General features: G+C 44.3%; 10 protein-coding genes. 7 read left to right on the plus strand and 3 right to left on the minus strand.

What is annotated here, in order from left to right; all coding sequences use genetic code 11:
* On the minus strand, nt 1–5,958 hold the full coding sequence (locus NQ505_RS11685) for a DUF3320 domain-containing protein (protein ID WP_009000553.1): 5,958 nt from the start codon (nt 5,956–5,958) through the stop codon (nt 1–3).
* 96 nt (nt 5,959–6,054) lie between these two features.
* Here NQ505_RS11685 and rpsA point away from each other — a divergent pair, with 96 nt between their 5' ends.
* From rpsA to NQ505_RS11715, 6 genes are all read left to right on the plus strand, one after another.
* Nucleotides 6,055–7,857 carry a 30S ribosomal protein S1 gene (gene rpsA, locus NQ505_RS11690; RefSeq protein WP_004301842.1) on the plus strand — a complete coding sequence of 601 codons (1,803 nt, stop codon included), beginning with the start codon at nt 6,055–6,057 and terminating at the stop codon, nt 7,855–7,857.
* A gap of 153 nt (nt 7,858–8,010) precedes the next feature.
* Nucleotides 8,011–8,949, plus strand: coding sequence for a ribonuclease Z (locus NQ505_RS11695; protein WP_009000554.1), 939 nt, complete (start codon nt 8,011–8,013; stop codon nt 8,947–8,949).
* Nucleotides 8,939–10,480 carry a L,D-transpeptidase family protein gene (locus NQ505_RS11700; RefSeq protein WP_232293045.1) on the plus strand — a complete coding sequence of 514 codons (1,542 nt, stop codon included), beginning with the start codon at nt 8,939–8,941 and terminating at the stop codon, nt 10,478–10,480. Before NQ505_RS11695 ends, NQ505_RS11700 begins: the two co-directional genes overlap by 11 nt.
* A 24-nt stretch (nt 10,481–10,504) precedes the next feature.
* On the plus strand, nt 10,505–11,056 hold the full coding sequence (locus NQ505_RS11705; protein ID WP_004320867.1) for an RNA polymerase sigma factor: 552 nt from the start codon (nt 10,505–10,507) through the stop codon (nt 11,054–11,056).
* A 47-nt stretch (nt 11,057–11,103) separates the two neighbouring features.
* Nucleotides 11,104–11,484 (plus strand): hypothetical protein, encoded by a 381-nt coding sequence (locus tag NQ505_RS11710; RefSeq protein ID WP_004301846.1) that lies wholly within the window; start codon nt 11,104–11,106, stop codon nt 11,482–11,484.
* Nucleotides 11,485–11,511: 27 nt separating this feature from the next.
* Entirely contained in the window at nt 11,512–11,979 is a 468-nt protein-coding gene (locus NQ505_RS11715; protein ID WP_004301847.1) for a hypothetical protein, read from the plus strand.
* Nucleotides 11,980–12,084: 105 nt separating this feature from the next.
* Here NQ505_RS11715 and mazG read toward each other — a convergent pair whose 3' ends face one another.
* Nucleotides 12,085–12,873 carry a nucleoside triphosphate pyrophosphohydrolase gene (gene mazG / locus NQ505_RS11720; RefSeq protein WP_004304635.1) on the minus strand — a complete coding sequence of 263 codons (789 nt, stop codon included), beginning with the start codon at nt 12,871–12,873 and terminating at the stop codon, nt 12,085–12,087.
* A 12-nt stretch (nt 12,874–12,885) separates the two neighbouring features.
* Nucleotides 12,886–13,941, minus strand: coding sequence for a DUF3810 domain-containing protein (locus tag NQ505_RS11725; protein ID WP_259828356.1), 1,056 nt, complete (start codon nt 13,939–13,941; stop codon nt 12,886–12,888).
* A 140-nt stretch (nt 13,942–14,081) separates the two neighbouring features.
* On the opposite strand from NQ505_RS11725, the gene NQ505_RS11730 reads away from it, so the two are divergent.
* Nucleotides 14,082–14,720: a hypothetical protein gene (locus tag NQ505_RS11730; RefSeq protein ID WP_004309825.1), complete on the plus strand. Its 639-nt coding sequence runs from the start codon at nt 14,082–14,084 to the stop codon at nt 14,718–14,720.
* Nucleotides 14,721–14,782 lie beyond the last annotated feature (62 nt).

Genomic DNA, 14,782 nt, shown 5'->3' on the forward strand with positions numbered 1-14,782 from the left:
CTAATTGGCAATCGTTACCCGTTCATTTTCTATCTTGGCGTAATTCCTTTTCACAGCTTCGCGAATACCTCTTTGCATGGCAGCGTCTATGTTCGATCCCATACGGGCAAAGCCGAACTGTTGTGCGCATGCTTTTATCAAATCTGCCGCAGGCAGGCTGATGGAGTCGGTCAATAGTTGCCGGATGGCATTGGCTATTTCTTCAGGTGGTATGTCTGTCGCTTCCCGGTCGGAAACCGGGCGATAGATTGAATAGGAAGCGCATTGCTCTTTGTCGTTCCAGCAGAAGACAAGTCCTTCGTATTCTGTGCGATAGATATTCAATGTGTCGAGTGCTGTTTCTATCTGTGCCTCTACCCGTGTTCCCAAGCGGCTGATTCCCCATTCGGACAGGATTTTCTTACAGAGCAGAGATTTACTGATTGGCGCCTCGCTTTCCATAATCTTCCGTATTTGGGAGAGGAGGATAGAGTAACTGTCCGTAAAGAAAAAGTCTTCCGGTGAATAATTGTATGGGGTAATCTTTGCAAACTTGTACTTTTGTTCTATCCGGTTTTGCGTAGAAAGAACGGAAGCTGCTTGTTTTTCAGGAGCAGCAGGTGATGCCTTGAGCACGAATGAAATTTCATTGTTGGTTATCTGTGCCGTCGGTGCAGGTACTGCCACTTCTGTGGGAGTTGAGTTAATTTCGGCTGCTGTCATTGAACCGACCTTTGAACTCTTTTTCCGGGCGATAGCCTCTTGGATAGTTGCCATTACTTCGTCCGGCTTTTCCCACCAGTCCATTGTCCATATCCGGTAGATGTCCCATCCGAGTGCTTTCAATACATTATTCTGCACAATTTCCCGGTCACGTGCGGTCTTGGTACGTTTGTAGTTTTTGCCGTCGCAGATAATACCTAACTGATAGTTAGAGGTATTTTCGGTGTCGACGATACCTATGTCTATTTTGTATCCGGAGCAACCGATGTCTGTATGCACGGTGTAACCCAATGAGCGCAGTCTGTCGGCAATGATCGTTTCGATGGAGGCTGTTGCTTCCGACAGTTGTCTTGGCACACTGCTGATGGTGCTCCGGGTTCCCTTCTCCGCATATTCGAGGAAACGTTTTAGTCCGGCTACTCCAATAGAAGAAGTCCGGTTCAGGTCGATCATATCCGACCTTAGGGTGGAATAGATAATCATCTCATACCGGGCACGGGAAACGGCTACATTCAATCTTCTTTCGCCGCCTGCCCGGTTCAGTGGTCCGAAATTCATGCTGACGCGCCCTTCTGCATCCGGGCCATAGCCCACAGAGAAGAGAATAACATCGCGTTCGTCTCCCTGCACATTCTCCAGGTTCTTGATAAATAACGGTTCGTCGCATTCCAGCGCAAGAGTTTCCAGTTCGGGATAAAAGATAAAGAGGTCAGATAATAAGTCTTCTATCAAGGCTTGCTGGACAATGCTGAAAGTGACTACACCGATACTTTTCTTTCTTAATTCTTCGCTTCTCAATCTTCTGGCTATTTCGTCCACCACAGCTTGAGCTTCCGCTCGGTTCTGGCGCGACTTGCCTTTATCATAGTAACCGTTGATGTTGACTATCCTGACTTTCGATTCAATGTTGTCCGGTGAGGGGAAAGTCATCAGTTTGTTATCGTAATATTCGGAGTTGCTGAAAGCGATGAGGCTCTCATGTTTGCTTCGGTAGTGCCATAATAAATATTTGGAAGGGATAGACAGAGCGAGACAATCGTCAAGGATACTCTCCAAATCTTCCATTTCAATGTTGTCTTCATCAATGGTGTTGACCGAGAAGAAACTGGTAGGAGGCATTTGTTTCGGGTCGCCTACGATAATGACGTTTTTGCCCCGTGCAATGGCGCCCACCGCTTCATAAGTAGGCATCTGTGAGGCTTCATCAAAGACAATCAAATCAAATTTATCAGCGTCCGTATCGATGAATTGAGCGACGGAAAGAGGACTCATCAGCATACACGGGCACATGCGCGACAACAAAGTGGGAATCTGGTCGAATAGCTTGCGAATAGATATGCCGCGGGCATTGTTGCGGATATTCTTTTGAAGGATACCCACTTCGGAACTTTGGATGGCTTCGTGAGTGAAAGACGGAATGTTGGAGGCCAACCGGGCAAATAATTCTCTTTGGGTCGTTTCTTCGAATTTGGCGGATATTTGTTTGTATTTAGCAATGATATCATTGAATATCTTACCGTTGAATAATTCCAGAGTCGGCTCTTTGGCAATGATATACCGGATAGCCGCCTGATAGAAACTCTTGCGGAAGCTGTCTGTAAGTTGGCCGGTAGGAATATTCTTTTCTTTATATTCCGTCGCAATAAATCCTATTCCCAGACTATGCAGGGTTTGGTAGGCTTGTAGCCACTGATACCAGTCCTTGAGCTTGTCGAGGTTCTCTTTCCAGGTTCGGGCTTTTGATAAGGCAATTGTTATCCAGTCGGCTGAATCGGTATAAAGTTCTTCGATCGAGATACCCAGCATGCCGGACAATTTCTTTTCGGTGGCTGTGAGTGTATCTGCGAGTTGATACAGTTCATTGAAAGAATGAGCATGAATATCTCTGAATGTTTGAATTCCTTCAGTGAGTTGTGCGGACAAATTCTGCTTGATTTGCGAAACTTTGGCAATGTCTTTTGCGTAGTTCAACAAATGAGAATGAAGGGAAGCCATGTCGTCGATTATCTGCTCAATGGTGTTCCAATCCTCGTTCTTGCCGGGGCGTCCGAACAGGGAGGGAAGTTGTCCGATGTATTTCCGGACGGCTTCTGCTTCTTCCTGATACCGGATAATGCGGTGGAGCAGAGGTTTGATATCTTCTGTTTCAATCGTTTTTAAAGCATATATGTTGATTGCCTTTCTGATTTTCCGCTGTCCGAAATATCTGGGAAGGAACCATTGACCGGATACCCGGTTCCATTCGGCTAACATCTGCTTTGCGTTGATGGACAGGATTTCTTGGGTGAATCCGGTTTCTATCTCTTTCCTTTGTTCATCCCGTTTCCGTCCGTGAACCACTACTTCCCGGTATTCATTCAGTGTTTCGTTGAGCAACGGCAAAGTCAGCAATCCGGGAGTCAGTTCCGGAATGTCGAGAATTCTCCGGATGATGTGGGCGATTGTCTGGAAATCCTTGCGTGTAGGGTGTATATCCGTATCTTTTAGAAGTATGGAGAATACATCCAGCTTCTGCCGGATGGTGGTCAACAGGTCGATAAATCCGGTGAGCAGTTGGGAGGATTCCTCCTTAACGGCTGATGAATATTCGGTAATCGAGATACCGGTTAATGGATGCTGGTAAGGATGTCCACACGCATTGGCCGTCCGGACTAGCAGCTCGATGGCATCTTCCCATTGGGCAAATGTGTCTTTATCTAATGTATCCAGATAAGCTTGTGGAATATCAAAACAAGATTCGACGTCCACGGATTGATAATGAATAATGGCGTCGTATAATGAAACCCCGAACGGGTATTCTTTATGCAGGGCTTCGATATATTGATTCAATTCCGCCCGTAAATTCAGCAGGCGTTCCGCTTCCTTTCTGAATTCTTCGGGAGGTGTCTGCCTGATAATTTCCGTAGTTTCTTTCAGTTGCGAGATAACGGCGGATTTCTTTGTCTTGTTGGAATGAATTTCCAGACAGAACGGAGCCAGGCCAATAGCTGCCAGCCTGTTTTGCACAACGGAGAGGGCAGCCATCTTTTCCGCTACAAATAAGACACGTTTTCCTTTGTAAAGCGCGTTGGCGATGATATTGGTAATCGTTTGCGATTTTCCTGTTCCCGGAGGGCCGTGCAGGATGAAAGTCTTGTCGTGTACGGCTTCGTAGATAGCTTCCAGTTGCGAAGAATCGGCGATGATGGGTAATACAATGTCTGCGGGCGACACTTGTTTGTCCATATCCGTTGCATCTATTTCCTCTGTGGCAGCTTCCCATTCTATCTTTCCGTTGATGAGGCTGGACACAATCTTGTTCTGAACCAGTTTGTTGGCATTGTTGTGAATGTCATTCCACATGATGAACTTGTTGAAAGAGAAGATACCCAGAATCGCTTGCTCTTCCACGTCCCATTTACGCTGGTTCTTAATGCTGTTGCGGATAATGGAATAGATCAGCTTGACGTTTACGCCGCTTTCGTCGGTAGGCAACGGGTCCAATCCTGATATGGTGATTCCGAAGTTTTGGCGAAGCATTTCCAATAAGGTGATGTTCATCATTGTTTCTTCTTCCCGGGAACGGATTACGTAACCTTTGGCTGCCGATTTGCGGATAATTTCAACCGGTAATAGCAAGATGGGGGCATATCGGGGGCGTTCGCTGGAAGGTGTCTCATACCATTTCAAAAGTCCGAGAGCCAGATAGAGCGTGTTGGCTCCATTCTCTTCGATAGAAGTACGCGAAGAGCGGTATAAGTGAGTCAGTGCCTTACCTAAATCGTTTTCGGGCAGATAGAAACGTAACCTTTTCTGTGAAAGTTCCGAGTTGATGAAACCAACCATGGGATCAGACTCCGGTATGGAGGAATAAATCCCGAAGTCCATCGCCGGACTTTCCCAATCGGCAGGGCGGTGAAGAATGCGGAATTCTTCTCCGTCGGCCAATGCATCTTCCAGACAGGATAGATTAGCCGGGATGAGTTGGAGCGTGTTTTTGGTAATCCGGATATTCAGCAGATTGTTGCGCAGGCTTAAATCCAGCAACCGTCTTTCCCATAACAGTTGTTTGGTAATCACGGCCTGGGTTTCATTGCCCGATAAATCATACGGATTGATACTTTGCGGAGTGGCATGAACGGCACTTCTTTGAATGTCGGTCTCCTTTTCTTCTACTTCCCATACCTGCCCGTGCAGAATGCGTTGGGGGATGGGGCGGATGCCCGAATGTCTCGCTCTTTTCACATCTATGGCAAGAATGAAACTGTTTCCATCTGTCAGCTTTCCGTTCGCTTTCTTCACTGCATCGTCGAAATCGGACGAATGTCCCATGTTCATGCAGGTCGTTTCAACTAAAGTAATGTCGTATATTCCTTCGGCAGTCCGTTTGGTTAACAGGGAAACATCGTCAATGGTAGGATCCGGGAAAGTCTCCGGCACTAGCCATGCTCCAGCAAAAGCATGCCCTTGAGTGATGATAATGAGTGCATTCAGCCCGATTGCTTCCAGACAGGAAGCATAGAGCAAAGCCATATCCAGACAGGTTCCCAGTTTTTGTGCCATCACGGAGTCGGCTAGCCGTACACGTTGCTCATATTCCTCGAAGCTGGCGGGGATGGTGCTGTATATAATCTGTTGTTCCGTGATAGCCGTGTAGATGGCGGCCATCTGTTTCCTTACCCGGTCCGGAGTGCGGCTTTGATATTCGTCGAGGGACGGATTGTCAGTCCATTGTCCCAAGATGGAAGCGGCTCTCTTGATGATCGGCACAATGGCTGTATGATTGGGGGTGATGAAAGCGGCCAGCATTTCGGGCAATACATTGAGCCCTCCCCATTGGTCGTATGCCAGAATGTCGATAGGGTAGGTTTGGCAGAATACGGATTCTGCTTTGGAGGTAATTTCAATTTTCAGATTGCCGGATAAACGTTCGGTCAGCTGTGTGAAATAGTTGGCGGACAAAGTGAGATTGAATGACGACAGGCATATCGATTCATTGGGCGGAATTTGTGCCACAGCTATCGGAGCGGCGTTTCCGAAAGTCGGTTCTGTCGTGATTTGTACCTGAATGTCCTTCAGCGGGGCAGGCGTTGTATTCTCAATAGAAAGCTGATGAATGATTGATGCACCGTTTTGTTGTATCGCAAAATTAATAAGCGGTAAATAGTCGCATTGCACCTTGACTTTGTCCAATCTCTCGTCCATGGCAAAAACTGTATAAATTAAAGATTGCAATATTACAAAAAATACGGATATAATTCTCTTTTCTTCTGCCATTCTTTTGTCAATCAAGAAAATATTCCTACCTTTGCGCCCGATTTATAGATAATATAATGTCTTATTTAATTAAAGTATTAAACAATTTATTTATTAATGGAAAACTTAAAGAACGTAGCTCCTATTGAAGATTTCAACTGGGATGCTTATGAAAATGGCGAAACAGTAACCAACGTTAGCCACGATGAACTGGAAAAAGCTTACGACGGTACGCTTAACAAAGTGAACGACCGTGAGGTTGTTGACGGAACCGTAATCGCAATGAACAAGCGTGAAGTAGTTGTGAACATCGGTTACAAATCAGACGGTATCATCCCATTGAATGAGTTCCGTTACAATCCGGATCTGAAGATCGGTGATACAGTAGAAGTATACATCGAAAATCAGGAAGACAAAAAAGGACAGCTCGTTCTGTCACACAGAAAAGCTCGCGCTACTCGTTCTTGGGATCGCGTTAACGCTGCTCTGGAAAATGAAGAAATTATCAAGGGTTACATCAAGTGCCGCACTAAGGGTGGTATGATCGTAGACGTATTCGGAATCGAAGCATTCTTGCCGGGTTCTCAGATCGACGTTAAACCGATCCGCGACTATGATGTATTCGTTGGCAAAACAATGGAATTCAAAGTGGTTAAAATCAACCAGGAATTCAAAAACGTTGTTGTATCTCACAAGGCTCTTATCGAAGCTGAACTGGAACAACAGAAGAAAGAAATTATCGGTAAACTTGAAAAAGGACAAGTTCTTGAAGGAACTGTTAAAAATATCACCTCTTACGGTGTATTCATCGACCTTGGCGGCGTAGACGGTTTGATCCACATCACTGACCTTTCTTGGGGACGTGTTAGCGATCCGAAAGAAGTGGTTGAGCTGGATCAGAAACTCAACGTTGTTATCCTTGACTTCGATGACGAAAAGAAACGTATCGCTCTTGGCTTGAAACAACTGACTCCGCACCCATGGGATGCGCTTGATACTGACTTGAAGGTTGGTGACAAGGTGAAAGGTAAAGTGGTCGTTATGGCTGACTACGGTGCATTCATCGAAATCGCTCCGGGCGTAGAAGGTTTGATCCACGTTTCAGAAATGTCTTGGAGCCAACACCTGCGTTCTGCACAAGATTTCATGAAGGTAGGCGACGAAGTAGAAGCTGTTGTGCTGACACTTGATCGTGAAGAACGTAAGATGTCTTTGGGTATCAAACAACTGAAACAAGATCCATGGGAAACTATCGAAGAAAAGTATCCTGTAGGTTCTAAGCATACTGCAAAAGTACGTAACTTCACTAACTTCGGTGTATTTGTAGAAATCGAAGAAGGTGTTGACGGCTTGATCCACATCTCTGACCTTTCTTGGACTAAGAAAGTAAAACACCCATCAGAATTTACTCAGATTGGTGCTGACATCGAAGTTCAGGTATTGGAAATCGACAAAGAAAACCGTCGTTTGAGCCTTGGTCACAAACAACTCGAAGAAAATCCTTGGGATGTATTCGAAACTGTGTTCACTGTAGGTTCTGTACACGAAGGTACAATCATCGAAATGTTGGATAAGGGTGCTGTTGTAGCTCTTCCTTACGGTGTAGAAGGTTTCGCAACTCCGAAACACCTTGTAAAAGAAGACGGTTCACAAGCACAGTTGGATGAGAAACTTGAATTCAAAGTGATCGAGTTCAACAAAGACGCTAAGAGAATCATCCTGTCTCACAGCCGTATCTTCGAAGATGTAGCTAAGGCTGAAGAAAGAGCAGAAAAGAAAGCTGCTTCTGGTGCTAAGAAGTCATCTTCTAGCAACAAGAGAGAAGATTCTCCGATGATCCAGAACCAGGCTGCTTCAACTACGCTGGGCGATATCGACGCTCTTGCTGCATTGAAAGAACAGTTGGAAGGAAAGAAATAATCTGAATAGAATATTTTCCAATGAAAGGCGCTCCCGTTTGGGGGCGCTTTTTTTGTTTATCTATGCTTGTCTGCGTACATCTATATAATCTATGGTGAAATATTTTCGTTTCCTTTGCAAGATTGAATATGAAATACTTTATCTTTGCATACCATGGAAAAATTCGAGTTACATATATTGGGATGCGGCTCCGCTTTGCCTACCACGCGACATTTTGCGACCTCTCAAGTCGTGAATTTGCGTGAAAAGCTTTTTATGATTGATTGTGGTGAAGGGGCACAGATGCAGTTACGCCGTTCCCGGCTGAAATTTTCCCGGTTGAACCATATCTTTATCTCTCATTTACATGGTGACCACTGTTTCGGATTACCGGGATTGATCTCTACATTCGGATTATTGGGGAGGACTGCCGATTTGCATATCCATTCTCCACGGGGATTAGAAGAATTGTTTGCACCGATGCTTGCTTTCTTTTGCAAGACTCTGACCTACAAAGTATTCTTTCACGAATTCGAAACGAAGGAGCCGATGCTCATTTACGATGACCGTTCGGTGACTGTGACGACGATTCCCTTGAAACACCGTATTCCCTGTTGTGGTTTCCTTTTTGAAGAAAAACAGCGTCCTAATCATATCATCAGAGACATGGTAGACTTTTATAAAGTCCCGGTCTATGAACTGAACCGCATCAAGAACGGAGCGGATTTTGTAACTCCCGAGGGAGAAGTAATACCCAATTTACGTTTAACCCGCCCTTCGGCTCCGGCGCGTAAATATGCTTATTGTTCCGATACAATCTATCGTCCGTCCCTTGCTGAACAAATTAAAAATGTAGATTTGCTTTTCCATGAGGCCACCTTTGCACAGACCGAGCAGGCACGCGCTAAGGAAACTTATCATACCACTGCTGCGCAAGCTGCGCATCTTGCTTTGGATGCCAATGTGAGACAACTGGTGATCGGACATTTTTCCGCCCGTTATGAAGATGAATCTGTCTTACTTCATGAAGCGTCCGCCATTTTTCCACAAACCATTTTAGCGAAAGAAAATTTGTGTATTGACGTTGATGGAGGAACTGTCTATGAAAAGTAGTCGACTGCTTTGGGGAGTAATCATCCTGCTCTTCGGTTGCTTGGCAGCCTGTAAAAAAGAGAAACCTCAATCTCCGATACCGGATTCTTTGTCTTCCCTCCGGGAACTGTTCCATCCTGCTTATCAAATAAATGCAGACAGCATTCATCAGATGATTCGTATTTGCCTGAACGAAAATCCGGTAACTCCCTGGGATTCGGTTTTGCTGGCACATTATCAGGAAAAGGATGAATTCTTTTGGCTGAACGATTCTCTCATATCCGATAAACCTGCCGTACAGGTGGCGGACTCGATGTTATTCTGGTTAGGAAACATTTCACAACATGGAGTTAATCCGAATCTGTATCCTGTCGATAGCATCCGTGAGGAATTGCAACAGATACGGACCTTGAAGCTGCGCGAAGGGAAGACGATGAACCGTCTGCTGGCAGACGTGGAGTATCAGTTAACAGCCGCCTATCTTTCGTATGTGTGTCAATTGAAATTTGGGTTCCTGCCTTCAGAGCGCAGATGGAATGATTCGATCGACCACATTCTTTTAAAACAATGTGACGTGAAGTTTGCAATGGCCGCTCTCGACTCTTTGCGTGCAAATCCTAACGCCGCTTTTCACCGGGCGCAACCCGCTTCCCCGCTTTATCATAAGATGCAGGAAGAGCTGGTTCGTGTGAATGGCTGGGGAGTGACAGATACTACGGATTATTATCGCGACCGCCTATTGGTAAACATGGAGCGGGCACGTTGGCAATATGCATTGGATAAAGGACGAAAATATGTGATAGCTAATGTGGCGGCATTTATGTTGCAGGCCGTCAACGAAGAAACAGACTCTATCCTGGAGATGCGTATTTGTGTAGGGACTGTGAAGAATAAAACTCCTCTATTGTCAAGCAGGATTTATTATATGGAACTGAATCCTTACTGGAATGTGCCTCAAAGCATAATTCGGAAAGAGATCATTCCTACTTACCGCAGAGATACGACGTATTTTACCCGTAACCGCATGAAGGTATACGATAAGAATGGACTCCAGGTAGATCCCCACAGTATTAAATGGGCGAAGTATGCAGGAAGTGGCGTACCTTATACGGTGAAGCAGGACAATAAAACAGGGAACTCCTTGGGACGTATCATCTTCCGTTTTCCCAATCCTCATTCCGTATATCTGCATGACACTCCGTCACGGTGGGCTTTTACACGGAATAATCGTGCGGTGAGCCACGGTTGCGTCCGTCTTCAAAAAGCACTCGACTTCGCGTTCTTCCTGTTGAAAGAGCCGGATGAATTGTTGGAAGACCGTATTCGTATTGCAATGGATATCAAGCCGGTGAGTGAAGAGGGAAAGAAGCTGCCCATCAGTGCGGCTTATCGTGAATTGAAACATTATAGTTTGGAACAATATATACCTTTATTTATAGATTATCAGACGGTTTATCTGTCTACCGATAATAATTTGAGGTATTGTGAGGACATTTATAAATATGATCCGTCCTTACTAGAAGCGATGAATAACCTGAATTTGAAACCATAAATAAACATACAGATACGAGAGATTATGACCCCTTATAACGAACGCGAAGTTCTGAAACTCCTTCAGGAGGAGAGTACACAGCGGAAAGGATTTGAAATGATTGTGGGGCAGTATAGCGAGCAATTGTATTGGCAAATCCGCCGGATGGTACTGTCGCATGAGGATGCGAACGATCTCCTGCAAAACACTTTCATCAAGGCATGGACGAATATCGATTATTTCCGTGCCGAGGCGAAGCTGTCGACCTGGCTCTATCGCATCGCGCTGAATGAGTGTCTTACCTTTCTGAATAAGCAGCGTGCCATGACTACCGTGGATATTGACGATCCCGAAGCAGTAGTTGTGCAAAAACTGGAAAGTGACGCCTACTTTTCGGGCGACAAGATACAGATGTGCTTGCAAAAAGCCTTGCAGACTTTGCCCGAAAAGCAGCGTATGGTGTTCAACCTGAAATACTATCAGGAAATGAAGTACGAAGAGATGTCGGAGATCTTCGGCACGTCGGTCGGTGCACTGAAAGCATCTTATCATCATGCGGTGAAGAAAATTGAGAAGTTTTTAGAAGAAATAGATTAAACCTTTTAAATGAGACACTGTCTAATGAAAAGAGAGGAGAAAAACGTATGAAAGAAGAAGATATTTTATTGAAGAAGCTTGGAAAGGAAAATTCCTTCAAAGTGCCCGATGGTTACTTTGAGAACCTGACTTCGGAGGTAATGAATAAACTTCCTGAAAAAGAGAAAGTTGCTTTTAAGGAAGAACCTGTCAGCACATGGACAAGACTGAAACCATTGCTCTATATGGCAGCTATGTTCGTAGGGGCGGCCTTGATTATCCGGGTAGCGTCAACAGATCATAAACCTGCTGCAGCAGATGATGTAGCGGTGACAGAAGTGGATACTGAAGTAGTCGTATCTGACGAAATGATTGATGTAGCAGTGGATCGTGCCATGCTGGATGATTATTCGTTATATGTTTATTTGAGTGACGCAAGTGTAGAATGATTTATAAAAACTGATTGAATACAGAAAATGAGAAAACTTATCGCATTGGTCGTTTTGTTATGTGGCTTTATGCCTGTTCTTTGGGCTGCTGATGGATGTGATCAGCATTTATCACGGGAGGAGTTCAGGGCAAAACAAAAAGCTTTCATTATCGAACAGGCTGGATTGAATAAAGAAGAAGCAGCCAAGTTCTTTCCCGTTTATTTTGAACTCCAGGATAAAAAGAAGAAACTGAATGATGAGTCATGGGATTTGATGCGCAAAGGCAAGGATGATAAAACGACGGAAGCTCAATATGCAGAAATCAATGAGAAGGTAGCCAACAACCGTATTGCTGCCGACCAGCTTGATAAAACTTATTTGGGTAAGTTTAAAAAGATTCTTTCAAGCAAGAAGATTTTTCTCGTGCAACGTGCAGAGATGCGTTTTCACCGCGAAATGATAAAAGGTATGAATCGTAGCAAAGACAAGGGAGACGATTCAAAGAAGAAATAAAGAAAAACAGAGCGTCTGATTCGTATGAACAGACGCTCTGTTTGAGTAAAATGGAGGCTCTGTCCGGTGGGAATAGAGCCTCTGTTTTTTATGCCGGTAAGGAAGTTACAGTCCTTTTTTCTTTGCTTCATTCCAAATGGCATCCATCTCTTCGAGAGACATATCTTTCAGACTTTTTCCTTCCTTGATGGTGTGCTCTTCCAGATAGTTGAAGCGGCGGATAAACTTTTGGTTGGTAAGTTCCAGTGCATTATCGGGATTGATTTTATAAAGGCGTGCCGCATTGATGAGGCTGAACATCACGTCGCCGAATTCAGCTTCCGCTTTCTCTTTATCCATGTTGGCCACTTCCTCCTGAAACTCACCTATTTCTTCTTTCACTTTATCCCAAACCTGTTCCCGTTCTTCCCAGTCGAAACCTACATTGCGGGCTTTGTCCTGAATACGGTAAGCCTTGATAAGCGAGGGCAGGGCAGCGGGCACACCGCTTAATACACTCTTATTTCCATCTTTCTCTTTAAGTTTCAACTGTTCCCAGTTCTCGGAAACTTGTCCGGCTGTATCTGCTTTCACCTCTCCGAAGACATGCGGATGGCGGAAAATCAGCTTATCGCACAGCTTGTCGCAAACATCTTTGATGTCAAAATCTCCTGTTTCCGAGCCTATCTTAGCATAGAAAGCGACGTGCAATAATACGTCTCCCAACTCTTTGCAGATTTCTTTCTTGTCATCCCTCATCAGGGCATCGCAAAGTTCGTAAGTCTCTTCTATGGTGTTGGGACGCAGACTTTCATTCGTCTGTTTACGGTCCCAGGGACATTTAACACGTAGTTCGTCGAGAATGTCCAGGAAGCGTCCAAAGGCTTCCATCTGTTCTTGTCTGGTATGTGACATAAATCTATCTATTTAATTCATTTTTTTCCATTCCTGGTAAGAAATCAATAACCCTACTACTTCCGAGTAGTTCTGGCGGCCACTTTCTATCTTGTTTCCTTTCAGGTAAAGATCGTATATCCAATCCTGTACGGCTCCCACTACCGGGCTATACTTGGCAGCCCAATAGGCTTGATTATTCTTGGCTAATTCAATAATTTCCGGTCGGATGCGTTGAAAGAGTTTTGTATATTCTTCTTCTGAAAGTAATCTTTTTGCATTCCCCAGTACATGCCCCAGTACAGAGAAATATCCGGAGAAACGGATACCCATTGCCTGTGAACGGGTACAAACCTGATAGGCATAGAAATTGGCTTCCGCTTCGCTGGTGATACCTAACAAGTGGGCTAGTTCATGAGCATAAGTGGCGGGATAGTTGGCGGGAAGCAAATCTCCGTTAAGGGTGAATTCGCAGAAGAAAGGCCCCATGCTACCGGTTACTCCTACCATGGAAATGAACGGAGTAAACAACATGGTCTTTACTCTCGGATGATCGTGTGGAGGTCGGTGCACGCCCAAGCTATCACTTAACTGATTATAGATTCGTACGGTTTCTTCCCGTATCAAATCCTGGTTGATACTATTTACAGGGGTGTACGAACGATTTAATTGGGTGATATAGTCGTCAACGAACTCCTGAAAATTTTCGGGAGTGTAGGCTGTATACGGGATTTCGGTTCGTTGGTAAAAGTTCTTTTGAGAATAATTCAGTCCCCAAGCCAGATAGAACCATACATAAATCCACAACAGATATTCGCCGTCACGCAATAAAATTTTCTTCCAAGGCAACTTTTTGCGGAGACGGGCATAAATAGGATAAATAATCACACCCGCGATACTAAGGAAGATAAATAAGTCTCCTATCGCAAAAGGAAATAAATTGGAAAAAAACGACAAAACGTAAGAGATAAAAGGATAGATTGTTTGCGAATAGATTGTTGCCAGAGCAGGAATCCATTGTGTTAGCCACACTAGGATTAAGATTGCTCCTAAGGCTAAATATCTTACATTTGGCTTCTTTTTCATCATTTGTTTAATATCAGTCAACAAAAATATGCATTAAATAGACGTCGCGCGAAAAAATACCTCTATATTTGCAAAAAATCTGTTAACAATGGCTTTATAACTTGTATAATAGGGAAAGTCATTCAACATAAACCGGATAAAAGATGGCTACATCAGAAGAAATTGAAAAGTATTGCCGGAATTGCGTATCACGTGATTTCGTGAATGGTAAAGGTCTTGTTTGTAAGCGCACCAGAGAACTTCCTGCTTTTGAAGAAGAATGTGAAAGTTTTGAGAAAGATGAAGAGCTGGAAAGATTAGCCCCTCCCAAGCCGGAAGACTTCCCGGTATCTATGACAGAAGAAGAAATGCTTGCCGAAGAGAATCTCTCCAAAGGAGTACTGTACGCAGTCGCTGCCTGTATTGTGGGTGCGGTGGCATGGGGACTGATATCTGTTTCTACGGGTCGTCAGATTGGATTTATGCCCATTGCTATCGGATTTATGGTTGGCTTTGCCATGCGGAAAGGGAAAGGAATACGTCCCATTTTCGGAATTATCGGTGCGGCATTATCCCTGATTAGTTGTGTCCTGGGTGATTTCTTTTCCATTATCGGGTATATTTCCCAGGATTATGATATGTCCTATTTCGACGTTCTGGTAAGTGTGGACTATGGAGAAATATTCTCTATTATGCTGGAAAATGTGATGTCAATGACTGCTTTATTCTACGGATTCGCTCTTTATGAGGGGTATAAATTCTCTTTCCGTGCACAGAAACACCCCGAGGGTGGTAAGATTTGAATTTAAATTATTAATTTTGCACCCGTTATTTTTAGAATATACATTATCATATATACATAAAA

The organism is Bacteroides sp. D2 (assembly GCF_025147085.1).
Classification (GTDB): Bacteria; Bacteroidota; Bacteroidia; order Bacteroidales; family Bacteroidaceae; genus Bacteroides.

Bases quoted from the DNA above. Each gene is read 5' to 3' on its own strand.
- NQ505_RS11725 (WP_259828356.1), bottom strand. From the start codon at position 13,941: ATGATGAAAAAGAAGCCAAATGTAAGATATTTAGCCTTAGGAGCAATC.
- NQ505_RS11695 (WP_009000554.1), top strand. From the start codon at position 8,011: ATGGAAAAATTCGAGTTACATATATTGGGATGCGGCTCCGCTTTGCCT.
- NQ505_RS11700 (WP_232293045.1), top strand. From the start codon at position 8,939: ATGAAAAGTAGTCGACTGCTTTGGGGAGTAATCATCCTGCTCTTCGGT.
- NQ505_RS11685 (WP_009000553.1), bottom strand. From the start codon at position 5,958: ATGGCAGAAGAAAAGAGAATTATATCCGTATTTTTTGTAATATTGCAA.
- NQ505_RS11710 (WP_004301846.1), top strand. From the start codon at position 11,104: ATGAAAGAAGAAGATATTTTATTGAAGAAGCTTGGAAAGGAAAATTCC.
- NQ505_RS11705 (WP_004320867.1), top strand. From the start codon at position 10,505: ATGACCCCTTATAACGAACGCGAAGTTCTGAAACTCCTTCAGGAGGAG.
- rpsA (WP_004301842.1), top strand. From the start codon at position 6,055: ATGGAAAACTTAAAGAACGTAGCTCCTATTGAAGATTTCAACTGGGAT.
- NQ505_RS11730 (WP_004309825.1), top strand. From the start codon at position 14,082: ATGGCTACATCAGAAGAAATTGAAAAGTATTGCCGGAATTGCGTATCA.
- mazG (WP_004304635.1), bottom strand. From the start codon at position 12,873: ATGTCACATACCAGACAAGAACAGATGGAAGCCTTTGGACGCTTCCTG.
- NQ505_RS11715 (WP_004301847.1), top strand. From the start codon at position 11,512: ATGAGAAAACTTATCGCATTGGTCGTTTTGTTATGTGGCTTTATGCCT.